This window comes from Micrococcus sp. FDAARGOS_333 (assembly GCF_002206575.2).
GTDB lineage: Bacteria > Actinomycetota > Actinomycetes > Actinomycetales > Micrococcaceae > Micrococcus > Micrococcus lylae.
Genome location: NZ_NJFJ02000001.1, coordinates 186364 through 207397, shown reverse-complemented (window position 1 = coordinate 207397; position 21034 = coordinate 186364). Strand labels below are relative to the sequence as shown.

Sequence of the window (21034 nt, the reverse complement as noted above, 5' to 3'; positions counted from 1 at the left end):
CGGGTGGGAAGGTCGCCCGTCCCACTATGGGAGGCATGAACACCGCAGCAACCGCCACCATGACCCCGCAGGCCACGGATGCCGCCGCCGCGCTCACCGCGGCTGGGGTGTCCTATGAGGAGTACCTGACTGGCGTGGACGCCGTCCCGGGCATCTTCGCCGTGGCCGCTGACGACGCCGCGATCGCCCAGCTCGGCCTGGACGCCGTGGCCTTCGAGGACAACCTCCTCTACGTGGGCGCCGCCCCGACGTCCCTGCTCGGACGTGACGTCCGCGGGCACTTCCACTCGGGCCGCACGGAGAGCTCGACCCTGCGCCGCAGCCTCGCCGCGCTGCTCTTCGACGAGCTGGACCTGGCCTTGGTCCCGAGGTCGCCGGGCTCCCGCACCGTGAAGTTCGCCCTGACCCCGGACGCCGAGGACCGTCTCACCGCCTGGATGAAGGAGCACCTGACCGTCTCCACCGTGGCCGTCGACGCCGGGGATGTGCACGCGGCCGTCGGCGAGGTGGTCGATGAGCTGGAGCCGCCGCTGAACCTCAAGGGCGTCGCCCATCCGTGGGAGGCCCTGATCGAGAAGCGCCGTCGTCTGACCGCTGAGGCCCGTCCCTCCGCGACCCTCTGACGTCCTCGGCCCCTTCCGCCTCGCTCCTGGAGTCGTTGCAGGGCAGGCGGGAGGGGCCGGTCGCCGTCGTGGGCCGGGTCAGCGCCTGAGGCGTCGCTTCGGCGTGGTGAGCAGACCGAGCCCCACTCCGAGGAGGATGGTCGCCGCCCCGAGCGCCTGCACGGGCGAGAGCAGCTCACCGGCCACGAGGGCTCCGAGGATCGTTCCGGCCAGCGGGTTGAGCAGGCCGAGGATGCCCACGGTCCGGGCCGGCAGCCCGGCGAGGCCGCGGAACCACAGCACGTAGGCCAGGCCGGTGCAGATGAGCCCGAGGTAGGCGAAGCCGAGGATCGCGGGCAGGTCCAGCGCCGGAGGAGGCCCCTCGACGAGCAGGGCGGTCGGCGTGAGCATCACCCCGGCGATCGTCAGCTGCCAGGCCGTGAACGTCAGGGAGCTCACCGGGGGCTTCCACTTCTTCGCGAGCACGTAGCCGAGCGAGGAGATCAGCACGGCCACCAGCGCGGCCACCACGCCGATCACGTCCAGCGTGGCGATCGCCGAGCCCGCCAGCAACGCCACCCCCAGGATCCCGACGACGGCCCCCACGTACGCCATGACCGGCGCCTTCTCCTTCAGCAGCAGCCGTCCGAGCACCACCATCACGAGCGGGCCCGAGGCCATGAGGGTCGCCGCCACACCGGAGGGCAGGCGTGCCCCGGAGGTGTAGACGAGGACGAAGAACAGGGCCATCGTGATGAAGGACAGGACCGTGGACCGCCACCACCACTGGCCCTTCGGAAGCTGCCGGGTGAACGCCAGCAGGAGCAGGCCGGCAGGAAGGGAGCGGATAGCGGCGCCGGTCAGCGGCATGTCCGCGGGCAGCCACTGCCGCGTCACCACATAGGTGGAGCCCCACAGCACCGGCACGATCGCCGTCATGAGGATCAGGCCCAGCGGATGACCCAGGGGCCTCACCCCGCCTCGACCTCCGAGTACTGCCCGGCCCGCACGCCGGCGTAGACGGACTCGGGGGACTCGTCGAGCTCCACGGCCACGGAGTACACGAGGTAGTCGATCGCGCTGGAGAACCCGCGCGCCGCATAGGGGCCGGGGAATGCCTCGAGCCGGGACCGGAAGTACGCGGACCCGGCGCCCTCGCTCAAGGCGTGCAGGCACTGGTACGTCAGCAGCTCGAGCTGGCCGGGCTGCCCGTCCTCGCCCTTGGGCGCCACCTGCAGGAACCGCTCCTTCACCCCGGGCCACACCTCCTCGGGGCCGAGATGGATGCCGGCGCCGATCGCGGCCACCAGCCCGTCGGCCACCTTTGCCATCTCCGGGTACACCGGGTCGTCGGCAGTCAGCGCGGTCGCCTGCTCGGCCAGGTCGTCCGGCCACTGGTCCTGCTCGGCGAGGTCGGCGATGAACGAGCGCAGCTTCTGCTTCTGGAACGGCGTGGTCATGCCCTCGAGCCTATCCGCGGCCCGTCCCGACGACGGCACGCACCCCCGCCTCGTCCGTCGCCTTCCGGCGGAGGTCGCCTGACTGGGTCCTTCCCAATGGCTGGGAACACCCTCCGCATCGGTACCCGGCCACCCCTCACCTCTTCCCCGCACCCGGCTGACGTGGGAAGAGTGGGGCACCCCAGGCGACGTCGGGCACCCGGACCGGGTGCCGTCGTCGGGAAGAACCGAAGGAAGGATCCTCACGCCATGACCTCTGTCCTCTTCGTCGTCTCCGCCGCGGACGGCTGGACCCTGAAGGACGGCTCCGTCCACCCGACCGGCTACTGGGCGGATGAGCTCGCCACCCCGCACCGTCTGTTCCGTGAGGCCGGCTGGGACGTCTCGATCGCCACGCCGGGCGGCGTCACCCCCACCGTGGACGAGGCGTCCCTGGGCGTGATGGGCGGCACACCGTCCCAGCGTGAGCAGACGAAGGCGTATCTGGCGCAGATCGGCGCCGAGCTCGACCGGCCGCTGCGCCTGGAGAACGTGGACGAGGCGGACTATGACCTCGTCTTCTACACCGGCGGCCACGGCCCCATGGAGGACCTCGCGCACGATCCGGCCTCCGGCCTGCTGATCGCCCGACGCATGGACGCCGGCGCCCCGATCGCCTTCCTCTGCCACGGCCCGGCCGCCGTGTTCGCGTCCAAGGCCCAGGACGGGAGCATCGCCGTGCGCGGCCGCACCATGACCGGCTTCTCGGACGCCGAGGAGAAGCTCGTGCCCGCCGCCCGCAAGGCCAAGTGGACCCTCGAGTCGCAGCTGAAGCACAACGGCGTTGTCTATGAGAAGGCCGCCGTCCCCATGCGTCCGCACGTGGTGGTGGACGGGAACCTCTACACCGGCCAGAACCCGGCCTCGGCACAGCCGCTCGCCGAGCAGCTGATCGAGGATCTGGACGCGGTCGGTCGCTGAGCCGCGCCCACGGTCCGGGGCGGTCAGACGATCGTGTAGCCGCCGTCCACGAGGTAGTAGCCGCCGGTGATGAAGGAGGCCTCGTCCGAGAGGAGGAAGCAGGTCAGGGCGGAGACCTCCGCGGAGGTGCCCAGGCGCTGCATCGGGTGCTTGGCGGCGATGGCCTCCATGGCCTCGGCGTCCAGGTTGGCCTCGAGCAGGGGAGTGCGGATGTAGCCCGGTCCCACAGCGTTGATGCGCAGCTGCTGCGGGCCGTACTCGGCGGCGGCGTTGCGGGTCATGCCGACCACGCCGTGCTTGGCCGCGGTGTAGGCGGCACTGTTCGGTGCGGCGACCATGCCGTGCACGGAGGCCATGTTCACGATGCCCGACTCCTCGGCGCCGGCCTCCAGCATGGCGGGGATCTGGTAGCGCATGCCGTACAGGACGCCGTTGAGGTTGATGCCGATGACCTTGTCCCAGGCGTCCAGCTCGGTCTCTCCCACCGGTGCCGGCGGGCCGCCGACGCCCGCGTTGTTCACGGCGTAGTTCAGCTTGCCGTAGGTGTGCACGGCGAACCGGACGAGGTTCTCATTGTCCTCACGGCAGGACACGTCCGCCACGAAAGCGACCGCGGTGCCGCGGGCGTCCGTGATCTCCTGGACGACCTTCTGCGCGTTCTTCTCGTCGATGTCCGACACCACGACCTTCGCGCCCTTGACGGCCAGCTCGTGGGCGATCGCGGCGCCGATGCCGGAACCGGCTCCCGTCACGAGGGCGACGCGGTCTGCGAACGGCATGTGGGTCATGGAAGATCACTCCTGTCCTGCCCGGCGCGGGCAGCTGTTCGGGGATGGTGGCGCGGGCCTGAGCCGGCACCCGTGCCGCCCACACTGGCCGTTCACCGGGGCGCAGGCCAGCGAGGACCGGCGGACGGGGGAGATCGTCACCGGATCGTCACCTGCAAGGCAGGTCGGCGGGCTGTGGATGAGGGCATGGGCTTATCGTGTCCGGCCTCGTCCGTACTGTGCGCGGCATGGACACAAACCCTGTGTCCGCTGACTCACCAGCATCCTGGTGTGCTTCCCGTCCTGGAGTGACAATGACCGTTTCCCGTTCACCCCTCTTCGTCCTGACCGGCGGCCTGGCCGCCCTCGCCCTGCTGACCGGCTGCGCCGATGCGGACACCACTGCCGCCGCGGATTCCACCCCGACGGCGGCCGCCTCCTCCTCGTCCCAGCCCGCCTCCGCCTCTGCCTCCGAGTCCTCGGACGACGCGGACAAGTCCAAGGTCGACAAGTCCAAGGAGGCCGACGAGTCGAAGAAGGCCGCCGCCAGCGAATCGGCCGCAAGCGAGTCTGCGGCGGAGGAGTCCCGCCGTGCCGAGAAGGAGGCGGAGGAGAAGGCCGCCGCCGAGTCCAGCGCCGCCGCCGAGGCGTCGCGCCAGGCGGAGGAGTCCGCCGCCGCCCAGAAGGCCGCCGAGGAGGAGGCTGCGAAGAAGAAGGCCGAGGAGGAGGCCGCCGCCAAGGCAGCGGCGGAGGAGCAGGCCAAGAAGGAGGCTGAGGAGCAGGCCAAGAAGGAGGCTGAGGAGCAGGCCGCCGCTGAAGCCGAGGCCGCTGCCGAGAAGGCTGCCGCGCCGGCGGCCCAGGCCCCGGCACAGTCCGTCTCCGGGACGCAGGCGGCCCGGAAGGCCAAGGAGTACATCGACCTGATTGCCTTCTCCCGGTCGGGCCTGATCGAGCAGCTGGCGTTCGAGGGGTTTTCTACGTCTGAGGCCACGGCCGCCGTGGACTCCCTGGGTGTCGACTGGAACGCCCAGGCCGTGAGGAAGGCGCAGGACTACCTGAGCCTGACGGCGTTCTCCCGCTCCGGCCTGATCGAGCAGCTGGCGTTCGAGGGGTTCACCACGGCTCAGGCCACCCACGGCGTGGACAGCCTGACCGTGGACTACAACGCGCAGGCCGCGAAGAAGGCCCAGGAGTACCTGGAGCTGACGGCGTTCTCCCGCTCCGGACTGATCGATCAGCTGATGTTCGAGGGCTACACGGCCGAACAGGCGACTGCTGGAGTGAACGCCGTGGGTCTCTGACCTGAAGTTCGGTCAGCAGCCGAGGGCGGGTCTCCGTGAGGGTCCTGCCCTCGGCCGGGCCCAGGCGGGGTGCGACGTCTGGTGCTGGCGCAGAGCCGGTCCTACATTGAGCCCATGGAGACAACGCAGAACACCACCTCAGCGCCGAAGGGTGAGCAGAAGGTCGTGCGGGCCGAGCGGGAGGTCGCCGCGCCGGCGGCCGACGTCTTCGGTCTGATCGCGGACCCGGCGAAGCAGCCGGAGTGGGACGGGAACGACAACCTGCAGGAGGCCGCCCCGGACCAGCGGGTCCACGAGGTCGGCGATGTGTTCGTCATGACACTCACGAACGGGCAGGACCGTGCCAACGAGGTGGTGGAATTCGAGGAGGGCCGGCTGATCGCCTGGAAGCCCTCACTCGTGGGAGAGCCTCAGCTGGGCCACCTGTGGCGCTGGGAGGTCATCGCGGAGGGCGACGACCGGTGCCGCGTGATCCATACCTATGACTGGACCGGGCTGGTGGACGACCCGAAGCGTCAGGCGCGTGCCCGTGCCACGACCTCCGACAAGCTCATGGCCTCCGTGGAGCGGCTGGCCGCAGTGGCCGAGTCGCTGCGGGCGTGAGACTTCGATCCGGCGTGTGTGCGCCGGACGGCGGAAGGCCCCGTCACCGAGAGCAGCTGGGTGACGGGGTCTTCGGCTGTCACGGGTTTCGGCGAAAGGTCAGGGACAGCGCGGACGCCGGTCAGCCGGCGGGGTCGCTGTCCTCGCCAGGGGCTCCGCAGCCCCAGGCACTGGGGTTCTCCACGCAGTCGTCGGCGACGTTCCGGGTGACCGTGCGGAAGATGTCGGCCTGAAGCGGGTCCGACTCGATCTGGATGGTGTCTGGCTCAAGAACCCAGGTCCTACCGCCATCATCGGATGTCTCACCGATGTAGACGATCGTCAGGGTGACTTCGTAACGGCCGGTCTCATCGTAGATGTGGCTAGTCGCCGTCTTGGTGTTGAACTTGGGCGCGCTAGCGCCCGGTGTGGTTGTGACACGTGTTGTTCCGTCGCCGAAGTCCCAACGGAACTCCACAGGAGTGAGGCGCATAAGGGTCTCGACTCCAGCGATGGTTTTGACTTCAGTGATCTGTTCTGCCGGAGTGAAGAAATTGGTGTGAGCGTGGCGAAGGCCTCGCCCACCGTTGTCTGAGTGGATTGGCATCTTACTCGGTGCGATGCTCTTCAGGTCTTCGATGGAAACTCGGACCTCGGCCGTTTGTTGCTCTGGGCTGCCGTCGTTGTGGCCCGCACAGAACCTCGATCCGTATTCCAGTGCCTCATCAGGATTCTCTCTGTCGACGCGCACATGCTGCACCCAGGTAGCGTCTTCGCCGCAGAACCGCTCCTGTTGCTGAAGGCAGTCGCCGAAGTCATCGTTGCCGAGCTGGTCCGGATAGCAGCCTGGGAAATGTCGTGAGTAGATGCGCGCCGTTGGGTCGTATGCACTGACAGTGTTGGCTGTTCCACGGCCAGATTGATCTCCATACACCCGCACAACATACTCGCAGGATGCGCGTCGTTTCAGCTGGTCCCCGACGATGTCGTTGGAGAAGTGCTTACGTGCGCACTGTGCCTCTTTCGGGGTCTCGGTGTGGGCGATTGCCGGCTGGCCGATGAACAGTGTCAAGAGGCAGGCGAGGGCGCTCGCCGCAATCAACGTGTAGCGGTCCCGACTCACTGTTCTTCCCCGCCTTCGTAGCTCACGAAGGTTGTTCGCCAATGACCTGCTTCTGGGTCGTACTGGACGTCGGTGATAAAGGGGACGTCTGATCGGGCATCCGATGACTGGTCTCTGTCGACTGTGCCGTCTGGCCTATAACTTATAGAAGCACCCATTTCCAAAAGAATCGTTACTTCACGAACTCGATTATCGTCGTTGAGTACTCCTGTGAGTGCTGAATTAACAACGTGTTTTGAGCCACTGTGCCAGCCGCCTTCGGCGTACCAATCTGAGATGCCTTTGGAATAGGAGTGGCAGAAGTCACAGGCGTCGGCAGAGACCGCCTTCAGGGGCTCCGCATCGCCCGTCCGCTGCAGATAGGTCATGGTGTCCCACCAGTACTGCACCGCGGCCTTGGCGCCGTCCTCGGTCTCCTCCTTCATCTCCTCCGGCATCTGCGGCTTCGGCACGTTCTGCGCCGGGCCGTCCTCGGAAGCGGGGACATACTCACCGTCGTCGGAGCCGTCGTCGTCGATGCCGCCGGCCTCCGTCGAGTCCGCATCGCCGGCCGCTGTCGGGCTCGCCTCGCCCGACTCGGACCCACTCGGCTCTGCGGGGACCTCCTCGGGACCGTCGGACTCAGACCCCCCTGAACCCGACCCCTCCGAGGCGGAGGCGGGTGCCGTCGTCGTGGGTGAGGAGGCGGCCTCCTCCTCCGGGTCACCGCCGGTGCAGGCCGTCAGGCCGAGCAGAAGCGCCGCGGACAGGGCGAGCCCGCGGGAAGATGCGCGAAAGCGCATGAGAAACCCCTCCAGATGTCTCATTCAACAGTTGACGCCACCGGCAGGTCCGCTGATCCCCAACGTCCCCCGACCCCCATGGCCGGCGGTGACTCGGCTCACAGTGTAGGCAGACCCGCCAGGACACGTGCGAGTCGTCCACAGGCCGCGTCGGCATACTTCACCCCATGGACCTGCTGCATGCCCTGATCGCCCTGGGCTTCATCGCTCTCGGCGCCGTACTGCAGCGGGTCGCCGGGATGGGCGTCGGCATGATCGCCGCGCCCACGCTGTCCCTGCTCGTCGGTCCGATCGCCGGCGTCACCCTCTCCAACGTGGCCGCCTCGGTCGCCGCACTGATCCTGTTCCTCATGCTCCGCCGGCACGTGGACTGGCCCAGGTTCCTGCGGCTGGCACCGCTGCTGATCGCCGGCTCCTTCCTGGGCGCCTGGGCGGTGGCCTCCCTGGACCACGGATGGCTCGAGATCCTCCTCGGCACCTGCATCCTCATCGCCATCGCCGCGGCCCTCGGCCTGCAGAAGCGGTTCACCCTCACCGGCAACAGCGCGGTCTACGGGTCCGGAGCGGTCGCCGGCTTCATGAACACCACGGCCGGGGTCGCCGGGCCTGCACTCGCCGTCTATGCGGTGGCCGCCAAGTGGGAGCAGCGGTCCTGGGCCGCCACCCTCCAGCCGATCTTCCTGCTCGCCAACCTCACCTCGATCGGCACCAAGGCCCTCTTCGGCGCCGCCGTCCCCGGGGACGTGCACGTGCCCTGGCCGGTCTGGGTCGCCGTCCTCCTCGGCGCGCCGCTCGGCATCCTCATCGGCTCGCGCGTCGCCCGACGGGTGGACCCGGCCAAGGCACGCGTCCTGGCGCTCTGCATCGCCTCCGCCGGCGGCATGCTCGCCGTCGTACGAGGCGTGGGAGAACTCGTCGGCTGAACACGGCCCGAGCCCGGAACACGAGGGGCCTGCCCCCTGCAGCGAGGCGGCGATGTGACGATTCGCCCCGTCGTTCCCTATGGCGAACCGGGCACTGACCGGGGAGAATGGCTCCATGACCGCACAGACCGACATCGAGGCGCGCTGGACCGCATACGCCGCCGACTTCACCGCCGTGGTGGACCAGGTGACCGACTGGCACGCGCAGACGCCCTGCGCCGAGTGGGACGCCGCGCAGCTGCTGGAGCACATGGTGACCACGCAGCGCGACTTCGCGGCCCGCAACGGCCGTGAGGTGCCGATCTTCGACGGCTCCCGCTCCATGGACCGCCGCGTCCAGTGGATCAAGCACTCCGCCGCCATTCAGGCCCTGGCGGGGGACAAGAGCTTCGTCAACCAGACCATGTCCACGGCCCTGGGCCAGTCCACCGTGGGCGACGCCCTGTTGCGCTTCCACGGCTTCGACCTGGTGGTGCACCGCTGGGACCTGGGGCGCTCCCAGGGCATCGACGTGCAGTTCACGGACGTCGAGATGGACCGCCTCGAGGCCACCCTGGACGCGTTCGGGGACCGCGCCTACACGCCCGGCATCCTCGCGGAGCCGGTGCAGGTGGCCGAGGACGCCTCCCGGCAGCAGAGGCTTCTGGCCCGCATGGGCCGCAGGGCCTGACCCCTCCCTCTTCACGACGACGGCCGCTCGCCTTCCGGCGGGCGGCCTCCGTGCGTCTCGGGCCGGGTCCGCCCGGCCTGGGACGACGGTGGGCGCCGGTCAGCGGCGGATGCGGTCCCAGAAGTCCGCGACGCGACGCTCGATGTCCGCGACGATGGCCTCGAGGGCCTCCCAGTCCGCCTCGTCCGGGTCTCCCACGGGCCAGTCCTCGTAGTGCACGTGCTCGAACACGGGGCAGTCGTCCCCGCAGCCCATGGTGATCACGTAGTCGGCACTGCGGACCTTCTCGTCCGTGAGCGCACGGGGCTTCAGGCCCTCGACCTCGGCGCCGCGCTCGGACATCACCTGGGCGACGTTCTCGTAGACGGCCTCGGCCGGGCGGGACCCGGCGGAGTCGACCTGCACCAGGCGACCGCCGATCTGCTGGAGGAACATGGCGGCCAGCTGGGAGCGGCCGGCGTTCTGGACGCACACGAACAGGACGCGGGGCACGCCGACGGTCGCACTGGGGGCGGTCGCCTGCATCTGCCTGTCCACGTGCTCTCCCTCCTGCCTGTCCCGCTGCCGACCCCGCTGCCGGCGGCCTAGGCCCTCGCCCGCGTCCGGCGGGCCGCCCTCAGGCTATCGAGCACACAGGGTGTGGCCAGAGGCCCGACGCGAACGTGTCCGACCTGTGACCCGGGGCAGCCCGCCGCCGGGGACCTTTCAGGCGTCCGGGAGCAGGTCTGCGAGGAGGGCCTCCACGCGGATCCGGATCTCGTCCCGGATGGGGCGGACAGACTCCACGCCGAGGCCGGCAGGATCCTCGAGCACCCAGTCCTCGTACCGCTTCCCGGGGAAGAACGGGCAGGCGTCCCCGCAGCCCATGGTCACCACCACGTCCGAGTCCTGCACGGCCTCCGGGGTGAGCACCGTCGGCGTGTTCGCGGCGATGTCGATCCCGACCTCCGCCATGGCCTCCACTGTCGCGGGGTTGACGCTCTCGGCCGGGGCGGATCCTGCGGAGCGGACCTCGACGCGCCCTCCGGAGAGGTGCTCGAGCCAGGCGGCGGCCATCTGGGACCGGCCGGCGTTGTGGACGCAGACGAAGAGGACGGACGGGCGGGGGAGAGAAGTCATGGGGGTCTCCGATCGGAGGAACAGGGGCGGGGTCGTCAGCCGTGTGCGCCGTGGCCGGGGGAGGAGGGGACGCTCGGGTCGCCGGGGAACAGCCGTCGGGCGGCCCAGAGCGAGACGTAGACGAGGGCCACCAGGACGGGGACCTCGATCAGCGGGCCGACCACACCGGCGAGGGCCTGGCCGGAGGTGACGCCGAAGGTGCCGATGGCCACGGCGATGGCCAGCTCGAAGTTGTTGCCGGCCGCCGTGAACGCGACGGTCGCGGAGCGGGCGTAGTCCAGCCCCGTCGCCTTCGCAGCCAGCAGTGAGCCGCCGAACATGACGACGAAGTACACCAGCAGCGGCAGGGCGATGCGCGCCACGTCCCACGGGCGGGTGGTGATCGCCTCGCCCTGGAGGGCGAACAGCAGGACGATCGTGAACAGCAGCCCGTAGAGCGCCCAGGGGCCGATCCTCGGCAGGAGCCTGTCCTCGTACCAGGCGCGGCCACGGGCGCGCTCGCCGAGCACGCGGGTCAGGAAGCCGGCCAGCAGCGGGATGCCGAGGAACACCAGGACCGAGGAGACGATCGCCCAGAAGGAGAATCCTGCCGTCGTCGTCTCCAGCCCCAGCCATCCGGGCAGGACCTGGAGGTAGAACCAGCCCAGGAGGCCGAACGCCAGCACCTGGAAGACCGAGTTCACCGCCACCAGCACGGCGGCGGCCTCGCGGTCCCCGCAGGCGAGGTCGTTCCAGATCAGCACCATCGCGATGCAGCGGGCCAGGCCCACGATGATCAGGCCGGTCCGGTACTCCGGAAGGTCTGCCAGGAAGACCCAGGCCAGCACGAACATCACGGCCGGCCCGACGATCCAGTTCAGCAGGACGGACAGCCCCATGAGCCGGCGGTCGGCGGTGATCCGCGCCGTCTCGTCATAGCGGACCTTCGCCAGGACCGGGTACATCATCACGAGCAGGCCGAAGGCGATCGGCAGGGAGACGTTGCCGACCTTCAGCGAGTCCAAGGTGGCGTCCAGCCCCGGGACGAACCGTCCCAGCAGCAGCCCCGCGGCCATGGCCAGCAGGATCCATGCCGGCAGCCAGCGGTCCAGGAAGGACAGCCGCGCGGGACCCTGACGCTTCTGGTCCCGACCTGCGGGGGTCGGCCGAGTGCAGGCGGCGGCCGCCGACGAGGACGGCGCCTCCGGCGGTCGGTGCGGTGAGGAGGGCATGGTGGGTGCCTTTGGCGAGGACTGCGGGGTGGACGGGGTCAGCATACACATCGATGAACATCGATATGTCCCCCTGTCGGCCCCCGAGACCGGTAGCCTCGACGCCATGTCCTGCTGTTCCTCCGCCGTCCGCGGTCTCACGGCCGAGCAGGCCGCCGAGCACGTGGTGGCCCTCAAGGCGCTCGCCGACCCGATGCGGCTGCGGCTGCTGTCCCACATCGCCGCGCAGGACTGCGCCGCCGTCTGCTCGTGCGAGCTCACAGAGGAGCTCGGCATCTCCCAGCCCACCGTGAGCCATCACATGAAGCGACTCGTGGAGGCAGGACTCGTGACCCGGGAGAAGCGGGGCCGCTGGGCGCACTACACGGTGGTGCCGGAGGCGTTCGCCCGGCTGCGGGCGCTCCTCGACCTCGGCTGAGGGCTCGCGTGCGGTGCCGCCGGCCGGTCACAATGGCATCCATGAGCGAGAACTCCGCCGCAGACCTGAACGCCCTGCTGTCCGCCCCGGCCAAGGAGGTCCACTCCGAGGAGGCCGTGGCCGCGGCCCTGACCCAGGACGAGGCCCTGGCCGGCTGGACCGTCCGCGACGGCCGCCTGCACACCGCCTGCCAGACCCCGGACTTCGCCTCCGCGCTGATGACCGTGAACCAGATCGCCGCCGCCGCCGAGGCCGCGGACCACCACCCTGACCTCGAGTTCGGCTGGGGCCGCGTGGCCGTGTCCCTGGTCAGCCACGACGTCTCCGGCCTCACCTCCCGTGACCTGCGCATGGCCTGCACCGTCTCCCAGATCCTCGCCGGGGAGGGCCTGACCGCGGAGGATCACGCGTGAGCGTCCCACCGCAGGACCACCTGCTCGCCGCCTACGGCACGCTCCGCCCCGGCGAGCCGAACGAGCACATCATGGAGGGCATGCACGGCACCTGGACGCCGGCGCTGATCTGTGCCCGGCTCTATCCCTCGGGCGTCGGCCGTGCCGAGGGCTACCCCGGCGTCGTGCTCGACCCCGCCGCGGACGCGGTGCCCGTGCAGCTGTTCGCCTCCGCGGACCTGCCGGACCACTGGGGCCGCCTCGACGAGTTCGAGGGTCCCGGCTACCGCCGCGTCCCCGTGCAGGCCGAGGTGCCGGTGGAGGAGCAGACCGTCACTGCCTGGATCTACGAGCTCGTCCCCGAGGCCGTCCCGCCGCAGCGGGACTGAACGGTGGCGGAGTCTCAGCCGTCCCCGTCGGCCGACCCAGCCGGACGGGACGGCGAGGAGCCCCCGGAGGGTGAGCGGCCGTCGTCGTGCCCCTCGCGGGCCTCGTCCCGCTGCCGCTTCCAGCGGCGTGCGGACCACCAGGTCAGCGCGAGGACGGCGACCCAGGCGAGGGCCACGATCACGCCGTTGACCACTCCCGGCTTCGCGATGAACGCGCCGATCGACACCAGAGACACCTGACCGGGGATCGAGCCGAGCGTGGAGGCGAGCGCGAACGTGCCCCACGGCACGCCCACGGCGCCCGCACCGTAGTTCACCGGCCAGTAGGGCAGGCCGGGCGCGCAGCGCAGGGCCATGATCGCCAGGAACCCGCGCTCTTCGAGGGCCTCCTCGATCCGGTGTGCGTGCCGACCCAGACCCTTCATGACCACCTGGTGGCCGGCGAGCCGGGCAACGCCGTACGCCCCGACCGCCCCTGCGGAGGCCCCCGCCACGGACAGCAGCGACCCTGCGAGGGGACCGAAGAGCAGGCCGCCGGCCACGGCCATGATCGTCACCGGGATGGGCGTCAGCGCCACCACGGCGTAGGCCCCGACGAACACGAGCCCGGACCACGCCCCGTAATCGTCGAGGGTCTCGCGCAGCTCGTCCAGCTCCGGCAGGCGCACCGTCAGGGCCAGCCACAGGAACACGGCCGCCACCGCCACGAGCAGGACGGCACGCAGCACCGACTGTACGTCGGGGCCGGAGGAGGGGTGCGGGGTGCTCACAGCACGTCATCCTCCCCCATCCGGGCCCGGTTCTACTCCTCCTCGGACGGTGTGAACAGCATGTCGGCCGGGAAGAGCCCCTCGTCCTCCGCGTCCGCCTCGTGCATCCGGACCTGCCGGTGCAGGTGCTCCATGCGGGCATCGAGCTCGTTGGCGACGTCCGCGGCCGCCGTGAGCTCGGTGACGATGTGCGGCGGGATGTCCCCGTCGAACTTGTAGTTGATCTTGTGCTCCAGGGACGCCCAGAAGTCCATGGCGCTCGTGCGGAACTGCACCTCCACCACCACGAGCTTCACCCCCGTGGAGAAGTGCACCGGCACGTGCACGATGCAGTGCAGGGAGCGGTAGCCGTTCGCCTTGGGCTCGGCGATGTAGTCCTTCACCTGCAGCAGCTCGATGTCCGGCTGGGCGGTGAACAGCTCGAACACCCGGTAGACGTCCGCGCTGAAGGAGACGACCACGCGGGCGCCGGCGATGTCCGTGATCTCCGTGCGCAGCTCGTCCAGGTCGAAGGTCAGCCCGCGGGCCGTGGCCTTGCGCAGGATCGACTGGGCCGACTTCACCCGGGTGGCGATGTGCTCGATCGGGTTGTAGTCGTGCAGGTGTGTGAACTCGTCCTGCAGCACCTCCAGGCGGGACTCCACCTGGTTCAGGGCGGAGCGGTACTCGAGGTCGAAGCGCTCGAACTCGGAACGCATCGTGTCCAGCGCCTGGGCCACCGCCGGCGGCAGCCGCGTCAGATCCGAGACCGGCGTGCCGCTCAGCGGCACCAGGGTGGAGCCGGGGGCAGCGGCGTCGCCGGCCGGGGGCTCGTCCGGCTGCGGTACGGGAGAGGGCATGGTCTCGAGGGTACTGATCGAGTCTGCGCTGTCGCTGGAGGTGGGCGTCGCCTGTGGAGAACCGGGGCGGTCCACGACGACGGCGGCTCGCCCTCCGCGTCCGGCCCGCCGTGGGCGCTCGGCCGGCTCAGACGAAGACCTTGCCGGGGTTCATGATCCCGTGCGGGTCGAACACGGCCTTGATGCGGCGCTGCAGCCCGTCCTGGACCTCGCCGAGCTCGGCGGCGAGGAAGTCGCGCTTGAGCAGGCCGACGCCGTGCTCGCCGGTGAGGGTGCCGCCCAGGTCCAGGGCGGCCCGGAAGACCTCGCCGGCGGCGTCCCACACGTGCTGCGGGATCTCGCCGGAGCCGCCCACCCCATCGGCCTCGCCGAACACGAGGATCGGATGCAGGTTGCCGTCCCCGGCGTGGGCCGCAGTGGGGATCCGGACGCCGGTGCGGGCCTCGATCTCACGGATCTGCGCGAACATCTCGACCATCTTGGTGCGCGGCACCGCCACGTCCTCCACCAGCGGGGTCCCGAGCCGCTCCAGGGCGGGGAAGGCGCTGCGGCGCAGGGCGACCAGGCGCTCGGCCTCCTCGGGGGTCTCGGCGATGCGTCCGGTGCCGCCGTTGGCCACAACCAACTCGAGCATGCGCGCGCCCTCGGCCGCTGCGCCGGGGCCGTCGGCCTGGATCAGCAGGAACGCGCCCTCCTCGGGCAGGTCGGCGCCGTCCGGGCCGGCGTAGTCCTTGATCGCGGCGAGGGTGGCCTCGTCCGCGAGCTCCATGATCGCCGGCACCAGGCCTGCCGTGGTGATCGCGGCGGCGGTGGCGGCGCCGGCCACGACGTCCGGGAAGAACGCGCCGAGTGTGACCACCTCGCCGGGGACCGCCGGGCGCAGTGCAAGGGTGGCCTCGACGATCACGCCGAGCGTTCCCTCCGAGCCGATCATCAGGGCCGTCAGGTCATAGCCCGTGACGCCCTTGACGCTGCGGTGGCCCATCTCGATCAGCGAACCGTCCGCCAGGACCACCTTCAGGCCCAGCACGGCCTCGCGGGTCACGCCGTACTTGGCGCAGAGCAGGCCGCCGGCGTTCATCGCGATGTTGCCGCCCACCGTGGAGATGTCCTTGGAGGCCGGGTCCGGGGCCCGCCACAGGCCGTGCTCGGCCAGCGCGCGGTTGAGGTCGCCGTTGAGGATGCCCGGCTCGACCACGGCCAGACGGTCCGCGGGGGACACCTCGAGGATCCGGTCCATGCCGGTCAGGTCCAGCACGAGCTCGCCGGCGCCGGCCACGGCCCCGCCGGCCAGCCCGGACCCCGCTGCACGGACGACCAGCGGGGTCCGGGTCTCGTCCGCGATGCGGCACACCGCCTGCACGTCCTCCACGGACTGCGCGTGCACCACGGCCAGCGGGTCCGCGCCGGAGCGGTGGCCGGAGCGGTCGGTCCGCGCGGCGGCGAGGACCTCGGCGGCCGTGTCCACGCGGCCGGGCAGGGACTCGGAGAGGCGGGTCAGGACGTCGTCGGGGGAGCGGCGGTCGGTCTGCATGGGTCCAGTGTGACCCATGACATGGCTTTGACTTGCGCGGGCGAGGGCTCCGACACCGAGTCGTCGGCTGGGGGGTATTGCGCAGGTCACAGTGTTCGCCTTGAATGGCGGCTACATGTCAGGCCGTCGAGGAGCACCCCGCCCCGACGCCCGAGCACCGACCACTGATCCGAGGGAGCCGCTCTTGCCCACGCTGCGCACCACCGACCTCTCCGCAGACCTCCGCGCCGACCACCTCGCCCGCCTGAAGGGCGCCGGTCCGGACGCGCCGCTGGACGTGCTGATCGTCGGCGGCGGGTCCTCCGGAGTCGGCGCGGCGTTCGACGCCGCCACCCGCGGCCTGGACGTGGGCATCGTGGAGGCCCGCGACTGGGCGTCCGGCACCTCCTCGCGCTCCTCCCGCCTCATGCACGGCGGCCTGCGCTACCTCGAGATGCTGGACGTGAAGCTCGTCTACGAGGCGCTGCGCGAGCGGGACCTGCTGCTGACCAAGACGGCCCCGCACCTGGTGCGGCCGCTGCGCTTCGTCTTCCCGTTCTTCCACAAGGTGATCGACCGCGGCTTCATCGGCGCCGGCGTCACGATGTACGACGCGATGCAATCCCTGGGCCGCAAGCGCGCGGTGGCCGGCCACCGCCACCTCACCCGCCGCTCCATGGCGGCCACCATCCCCGCGCTGGACGATCAGAAGATCGTCGGTGCCGTCGAGTACGCCGATGCGCAGTTCGACGACGCCCGCCTGGCGATGATGCTCGTCCGCTCGGCCGTGGACCACGGGGCGCTCGCCGCGAACTACACGAAGGTCGTCTCCTACCTCCGGGACGGGGACGGCCGCGTCTGCGGCGCCCGCCTGCGCGAGGAGATCACGGGCGAGGAGTTCGACGTCCACGCCCGCGCCACGGTCCTGGCCGGTGGTGTCTGGACCCAGGAGCAGCAGGATCTGGCCGAGGCCGAGGAGGGACTGGAGGTGCTCGCCTCCAAGGGTGTCCACATCATCGTGCCCAAGGACCGGATCGAGGCCGACCCGCACACCGGCGTCATCACCAAGACGGAGAAGTCCGTGCTCTTCCTGATCCCGTGGGACGAATACTGGGTCATCGGCACCACGGACACCCCGTGGAAGGAGGACGTGCGGCATCCGGCTGCCACTGCGGACGACATCGACTACGTGATCGAGCACGCCAACGAGATCCTCAAGGAGCACCTGACCCGGGAAGACGTGATCGCCACCTACGCCGGGCTGCGGCCGCTGCTGCAGCCGGTGAAGACGGCCGACGACGGCGGCTCCACCAAGATCTCCCGCGAGCACACCGTCACCGAGGTGGCTCCCGGGCTCACCGCGGTGGCCGGCGGCAAGTGGACCACCTACCGCGCCATGGCCGAGGACGTCATGGACTTCGTCACCCGCGAGACCCATCCGACGCGCCCCAGCCTCACCGAGCACATTCCGGTGCTGGGCGGCCTCGGCTACGCCGAGATCGCCGAGCAGGCGGAGCAGATCGCCGAGGACTACGGCTTCGACGAGGTGCGCACGGACCGCCTGCTGTCCCGCTATGGCACCGTCCTGCGGGACGTGCTCGCACTGATCGACGCGGACCCCGATCTGGGCCGGCCGCTCGAGGCGGCGCCGCGCTATCTGCGTGCCGAGATCGTCTACGCGGCCCGCGCGGAGGGCGTGGTCCGACTGGACGACGTGCTCGAGCGCCGCACGCGCCTGTCCACCGAGGTCCCGGACCGCGGCGTGGCCGCCGCCGATGAGGTCGCCGCGATCGTGGCAGCCGAACTCGGCTGGGACGAGGCCCGCCGGGCCGCCGAGGTGGAGCGCTACCGGGGACTCATGGACGCCCGCCGGCGCGGCGAGCAGACGGACTCGGACGCGGCGGCCGCCCAGGCGCTCGCGGCTGCGGACGCGGACCCCACCGACTGACCTCGGCCCGCTCCCTCAAGTGGGGAGGCGGGGCCAGTGGTGCCGCGGCGGACCGCCGCGTCGCCGCAACACTCCCGAACCGACACAAGGACTGAACATATGGGAACGATCTTCCTCCACGAGATCGCGGGCACGGCCATGCTGCTGCTGCTCGGCGTCGGCGTCGTGGCCAATGTGACGCTGACGAAGACGAAGGGTCACGGCGGCGGCTGGCTGCTGATCAACTTCGGCTGGGGCCTCGGTGTCTTCGCCGGTGTCTACGTCGCCTTCTCCACCGGCGCCCACCTGAACCCGGCCGTCACCGTCGGCCTGCTCGCCAGCGGTGCCGCGGAGTACGCCCCCGGCATCGCCGTGACCTTCGGGCACACCGTGGCCTACCTGGTGGCCCAGATGATCGGCGGCTTCCTCGGAGCCGCCCTGGCCTGGCTGGCCTACCGCGACCACTACGCGCAGGAGGAGGACCCGGCCACGATCCTCGGCACCTTCGCCACCGGCCCGGAGATCCGCAACCCCGTGTGGAACATGATCACGGAGGTGATCGCCACCTTCGTGCTGGTGTTCGTGATCCTCATGTTCGGCAACACCCCCTCCGGCCTCGGCCCCCTCGCGGTGGCGCTGCTGGTGCTGAGCATCGGCGCCTCCCTCGGCGGCCCCACCGGCTACGCCATCAACCCGGCCCGTGACCTCGGCCCGCGCATGTTCCATGCCGTCGCACCCATCCCGAACAAGGGCGGCTCGGACTGGGGCTACGCCTGGGTGCCGATCGTCGGCCCCCTCGTCGGCGCCGTTCTGGCCGGCCTGGCCTCCATGGCCTTCGCCGCCTGAGGGCCCCGCACGCCTGAAACCGACCCCGAGCTTCGAAGGAGAAGCCCATGTCCGCTGACAAGACCGACAAGTACGTCCTGGCGATCGACCAGGGGACCACCTCGTCCCGGGCGATCGTGTTCGACCACGACGGCACCATCGTGTCCCTGGGGCAGATGGAGCACAGGCAGATCTTCCCCAGGGCGGGCTGGGTCGAGCATGACCCCATGGAGATCTGGAAGAACACCCGCGAGGTGATCGGCCAGGCCCTGTCCCGCGCGGACATCACCCGCGACGACCTCGCAGCCGTCGGCATCACCAACCAGCGCGAGACCGCGGTGGTGTGGAACAGGAAGACCGGCAAGCCCGTCTACAACGCGATCGTCTGGCAGGACACCCGCACCCAGAAGATCTGCGACCGCCTTGCCGGAGACGACGGCGACGACAAGTACAAGGAGCGGGTCGGCCTGCCTCTGGCCACCTACTTCTCCGGGCCCAAGGTCACCTGGATCCTGGAGAACGTGGACGGTGCGAAGGAGGCCGCGGAGAACGGCGACCTGCTCTTCGGCACCACGGACTCCTGGGTCGTCTGGAACCTCACCGGCGGCAGGAACGGCGGTGAGCACGTCACGGACGTCACCAACGCCTCCCGCACCCTGCTGATGAACATCGACACCCTCGACTGGAACGAGGACATCGCCGCGGACATGGGTATCCCGATGTCCATGCTCCCGAAGATCGTCAGCTCCTCGTCGGACCAGATCGGCACGGGAGGCCCGCACACGCTGATCAAGGGAGTGCCGATCTCCGGCATCCTCGGCGACCAGCAGGCGGCGACCTTCGGTCAGGCCTGCTTCGAGGAGGGCCAGGCGAAGAACACCTACGGCACCGGCAACTTCATGCTGATCAACACGGGCGAGGAGCTCGTGCACTCGGAGAACGGCCTGCTGACCACGGTCTGCTACCGGATCGGGGACCAGAAGCCGGTCTATGCCCTCGAGGGCTCGATCGCGGTCACCGGCTCGCTCGTCCAGTGGCTGCGGGACAACCTCGGCCTCATCAAGGACGCCCCCGAGATCGAGAGGCTCGCCGAGGAGGTCGAGGACAACGGCGGCGTCTACCTGGTCCCCGCCTTCTCCGGCCTGTTCGCCCCGTACTGGGACTCCTCGGCCCGCGGTGCGATGGTCGGCATGACCCGCTACGTGAACAAGGGTCACATCGCCCGCGCCGTGCTCGAGGCCACCGCCTTCCAGACCCGCGAGGTCATGGACGCCATGAACGCGGACTCCGGGGTGGACCTCACCGAGCTCAAGGTGGACGGCGGCATGGTCAAGAACGAGCTGCTGATGCAGTTCCAGGCGGACCTGCTGCGCGTGCCCGTCGTCCGGCCGAAGGTCATCGAGACCACCGCCCTCGGCGCCGCCTACGCCGCCGGCCTGGCCGTCGGATTCTGGGAGTCCCAGGAGGAGCTCGCAGAGAACTGGTCCGAGGACACGCGCTGGGAGCCGCAGATGGACGAGGAGGAGGCCGAGCGGCGCCTGCGCCTCTGGAAGAAGGCCGTCGACCGCACCCGCGGCTGGATCGACGAGGACGTGGACGCTCTCCAGGAGAGCTGACCGACCGGCGCACGGGGCAGGGCCGCCGCCGCGACCCGACCCCGTCCGGAAGGGGCGACGACGGCATGCCCGGTGCGTGCCGTCGTCGCCCCTTCCGCTCTCCGCCTGTGCGGAGGCCCCGCCCCGGGGGCGCGGCGGGCGGCTTCGTATGATGGAGACGATGACCCCCACGAACGCCGCCCCGCCCAGCCCTGCCCACCGTTCCTCCTTCGAGATCGAGACGCTCACGGCCCAGGACGCCTCGCGCACCACCGTGGAGCACGTCGCCGGCGTGCTCGCCGAGGCCTTCGCCACGGACCCGTTCACCACGGGGCTGCTGCCCGGCGACTCGGACGGCCACGCAGCCCGCCTGTCCGTGAAGTTCGTCCGGATGATCAGGTCCATGCTCGCCGAAGGCTCTGACGGCCTGCCGTGCGGCGCTGTGGACGTGGCCGTGGATCCGGCCGACGGCTCCGTCCTGGGCGTCGCCCTCTGGGAACGCCCCGGACACTCGGACCCCACCTGGCGGGACCAGCTCAGCCGTGTGCCCACCTACGTGCGCACCCACGGCGCCAGAGCCTGGGACGCGCTGCGCACCACCGCCGCCTGCGACCGCGCCCGCCCGTCCGAGGACCACTGGTACCTGACCGAGCTCGGCACCACCCCGGCCGCCCGGGGCCGCGGGGTCGGTTCCGGGCTGGTCAAGCACCGCATCGCCCACGCACGGCAGCAGGGGGTGGGCGTGTACCTCGAGTCCTCCACCCGGGACAACGTGCCCTTCTACGAGAAGCTCGGGTTCGAGGAGGTCGAGACGATCGGGACCAAGGGCACGAACGACCTGACCGCCATGTGGCAGAAGGACTGAG

Annotated in this window: 24 protein-coding genes; 13 read left to right on the top strand and 11 right to left on the bottom strand. The window is 70.4% G+C overall.

Annotation, left to right across the window (positions count from 1 at the left end):
- Positions 1–35: 35 nt before the first annotated feature.
- Complete coding sequence (locus tag CEQ11_RS01020; protein WP_127913428.1) at positions 36–623, top strand: GIY-YIG nuclease family protein; 588 nt, start codon at positions 36–38, stop codon at positions 621–623.
- 78 nt (positions 624–701) lie between these two features.
- Here CEQ11_RS01020 and CEQ11_RS01015 read toward each other — a convergent pair whose 3' ends face one another.
- Complete coding sequence (locus tag CEQ11_RS01015; RefSeq protein WP_227718660.1) at positions 702–1577, bottom strand: EamA family transporter; 876 nt, start codon at positions 1575–1577, stop codon at positions 702–704.
- The gene (locus CEQ11_RS01010; protein WP_088477457.1) at positions 1574–2062 is read right to left on the bottom strand and encodes a hypothetical protein; all 489 of its coding nucleotides are present in this window, start codon (positions 2060–2062) and stop codon (positions 1574–1576) included. The genes CEQ11_RS01015 and CEQ11_RS01010 overlap by 4 nt, the downstream gene beginning before the upstream one ends.
- Before the next feature lie 249 nt (positions 2063–2311).
- Between CEQ11_RS01010 and CEQ11_RS01005 the strand changes: the two genes are divergently transcribed.
- Positions 2312–3022, top strand: coding sequence for a type 1 glutamine amidotransferase domain-containing protein (locus CEQ11_RS01005; protein WP_088477456.1), 711 nt, complete (start codon positions 2312–2314; stop codon positions 3020–3022).
- Between the two features lie 23 nt (positions 3023–3045).
- Here CEQ11_RS01005 and CEQ11_RS01000 read toward each other — a convergent pair whose 3' ends face one another.
- Entirely contained in the window at positions 3046–3801 is a 756-nt protein-coding gene (locus tag CEQ11_RS01000) for an SDR family NAD(P)-dependent oxidoreductase (protein ID WP_088478828.1), read from the bottom strand.
- 302 nt (positions 3802–4103) lie between these two features.
- Here CEQ11_RS01000 and CEQ11_RS13330 point away from each other — a divergent pair, with 302 nt between their 5' ends.
- Positions 4104–5090 (top strand): Ltp family lipoprotein, encoded by a 987-nt coding sequence (locus CEQ11_RS13330; RefSeq protein ID WP_088477455.1) that lies wholly within the window; start codon positions 4104–4106, stop codon positions 5088–5090.
- Between the two features lie 114 nt (positions 5091–5204).
- Positions 5205–5693, top strand: a complete 489-nt coding sequence (locus tag CEQ11_RS00990) for an SRPBCC family protein (protein WP_088477454.1) — start codon at positions 5205–5207, stop codon at positions 5691–5693.
- A 121-nt stretch (positions 5694–5814) separates the two neighbouring features.
- On the opposite strand, the gene CEQ11_RS13000 is transcribed toward CEQ11_RS00990, so the two are convergent.
- Together CEQ11_RS13000 and CEQ11_RS00980 are read right to left on the bottom strand one after the other, a co-directional pair.
- Complete coding sequence (locus CEQ11_RS13000; protein ID WP_227718659.1) at positions 5815–6795, bottom strand: PKD domain-containing protein; 981 nt, start codon at positions 6793–6795, stop codon at positions 5815–5817.
- Positions 6792–7577: a DUF6318 family protein gene (locus tag CEQ11_RS00980; protein ID WP_088477453.1), complete on the bottom strand. Its 786-nt coding sequence runs from the start codon at positions 7575–7577 to the stop codon at positions 6792–6794. The genes CEQ11_RS13000 and CEQ11_RS00980 overlap by 4 nt, the downstream gene beginning before the upstream one ends.
- 167 nt (positions 7578–7744) lie before the next feature.
- On the opposite strand from CEQ11_RS00980, the gene CEQ11_RS00975 reads away from it, so the two are divergent.
- Both CEQ11_RS00975 and CEQ11_RS00970 read left to right on the top strand, forming a co-directional pair.
- A complete protein-coding gene (locus tag CEQ11_RS00975; RefSeq protein ID WP_088477452.1) occupies positions 7745–8500 on the top strand; it encodes a sulfite exporter TauE/SafE family protein in 756 nt (251 codons plus the stop codon).
- A gap of 115 nt (positions 8501–8615) precedes the next feature.
- Positions 8616–9170, top strand: coding sequence for a maleylpyruvate isomerase N-terminal domain-containing protein (locus CEQ11_RS00970; protein ID WP_088477451.1), 555 nt, complete (start codon positions 8616–8618; stop codon positions 9168–9170).
- Positions 9171–9269: 99 nt separating this feature from the next.
- Here the strand turns inward: CEQ11_RS00970 and CEQ11_RS00965 are convergent, their stop codons facing one another.
- From CEQ11_RS00965 to arsB, 3 genes are all read right to left on the bottom strand, one after another.
- The gene (locus tag CEQ11_RS00965; RefSeq protein ID WP_088477450.1) at positions 9270–9707 is read right to left on the bottom strand and encodes a low molecular weight phosphatase family protein; all 438 of its coding nucleotides are present in this window, start codon (positions 9705–9707) and stop codon (positions 9270–9272) included.
- Positions 9708–9875: 168 nt separating this feature from the next.
- Complete coding sequence (locus CEQ11_RS00960) at positions 9876–10289, bottom strand: arsenate reductase ArsC (RefSeq protein ID WP_088477449.1); 414 nt, start codon at positions 10287–10289, stop codon at positions 9876–9878.
- Between the two features lie 35 nt (positions 10290–10324).
- The gene (arsB, locus tag CEQ11_RS00955) at positions 10325–11344 is read right to left on the bottom strand and encodes an ACR3 family arsenite efflux transporter (RefSeq protein ID WP_255397932.1); all 1020 of its coding nucleotides are present in this window, start codon (positions 11342–11344) and stop codon (positions 10325–10327) included.
- A gap of 262 nt (positions 11345–11606) precedes the next feature.
- On the opposite strand from arsB, the gene CEQ11_RS00950 reads away from it, so the two are divergent.
- Genes CEQ11_RS00950 through CEQ11_RS00940 form a run of 3 tightly spaced genes read left to right on the top strand, consistent with a single transcriptional unit; the run spans position 11607 to position 12699 of the window.
- Entirely contained in the window at positions 11607–11918 is a 312-nt protein-coding gene (locus CEQ11_RS00950) for a helix-turn-helix transcriptional regulator (protein WP_088478826.1), read from the top strand.
- A 41-nt stretch (positions 11919–11959) separates the two neighbouring features.
- Entirely contained in the window at positions 11960–12331 is a 372-nt protein-coding gene (locus CEQ11_RS00945; RefSeq protein ID WP_193762958.1) for a 4a-hydroxytetrahydrobiopterin dehydratase, read from the top strand.
- On the top strand, positions 12328–12699 hold the full coding sequence (locus CEQ11_RS00940) for a gamma-glutamylcyclotransferase (protein ID WP_227718658.1): 372 nt from the start codon (positions 12328–12330) through the stop codon (positions 12697–12699). The genes CEQ11_RS00945 and CEQ11_RS00940 overlap by 4 nt, the downstream gene beginning before the upstream one ends.
- 14 nt (positions 12700–12713) lie before the next feature.
- Here the strand turns inward: CEQ11_RS00940 and CEQ11_RS00935 are convergent, their stop codons facing one another.
- The 3 genes from CEQ11_RS00935 to CEQ11_RS00925 all read right to left on the bottom strand — a co-directional run bounded on the left by CEQ11_RS00935 (position 12714) and on the right by CEQ11_RS00925 (position 15842).
- Positions 12714–13469 (bottom strand): TVP38/TMEM64 family protein, encoded by a 756-nt coding sequence (locus CEQ11_RS00935; protein ID WP_088477446.1) that lies wholly within the window; start codon positions 13467–13469, stop codon positions 12714–12716.
- Positions 13470–13501: 32 nt separating this feature from the next.
- The gene (locus CEQ11_RS00930; protein ID WP_083315336.1) at positions 13502–14308 is read right to left on the bottom strand and encodes a GTP pyrophosphokinase family protein; all 807 of its coding nucleotides are present in this window, start codon (positions 14306–14308) and stop codon (positions 13502–13504) included.
- Positions 14309–14435: 127 nt separating this feature from the next.
- Positions 14436–15842, bottom strand: a complete 1407-nt coding sequence (locus tag CEQ11_RS00925) for an FAD-binding oxidoreductase (RefSeq protein WP_088477445.1) — start codon at positions 15840–15842, stop codon at positions 14436–14438.
- A gap of 184 nt (positions 15843–16026) precedes the next feature.
- Between CEQ11_RS00925 and CEQ11_RS00920 the strand changes: the two genes are divergently transcribed.
- The 4 genes from CEQ11_RS00920 (at position 16027) to CEQ11_RS00905 (ending at position 21033) form a co-directional block, all read left to right on the top strand.
- Positions 16027–17769 (top strand): glycerol-3-phosphate dehydrogenase/oxidase, encoded by a 1743-nt coding sequence (locus CEQ11_RS00920; protein WP_070639463.1) that lies wholly within the window; start codon positions 16027–16029, stop codon positions 17767–17769.
- Positions 17770–17868: 99 nt separating this feature from the next.
- Positions 17869–18594 (top strand): MIP/aquaporin family protein, encoded by a 726-nt coding sequence (locus CEQ11_RS00915; RefSeq protein ID WP_067189988.1) that lies wholly within the window; start codon positions 17869–17871, stop codon positions 18592–18594.
- A gap of 47 nt (positions 18595–18641) precedes the next feature.
- The gene (gene glpK, locus CEQ11_RS00910) at positions 18642–20189 is read left to right on the top strand and encodes a glycerol kinase GlpK (protein ID WP_067189990.1); all 1548 of its coding nucleotides are present in this window, start codon (positions 18642–18644) and stop codon (positions 20187–20189) included.
- Positions 20190–20349: 160 nt separating this feature from the next.
- A complete protein-coding gene (locus tag CEQ11_RS00905; RefSeq protein WP_067189992.1) occupies positions 20350–21033 on the top strand; it encodes a GNAT family N-acetyltransferase in 684 nt (227 codons plus the stop codon).
- Position 21034: the final 1 nt, after the last annotated feature.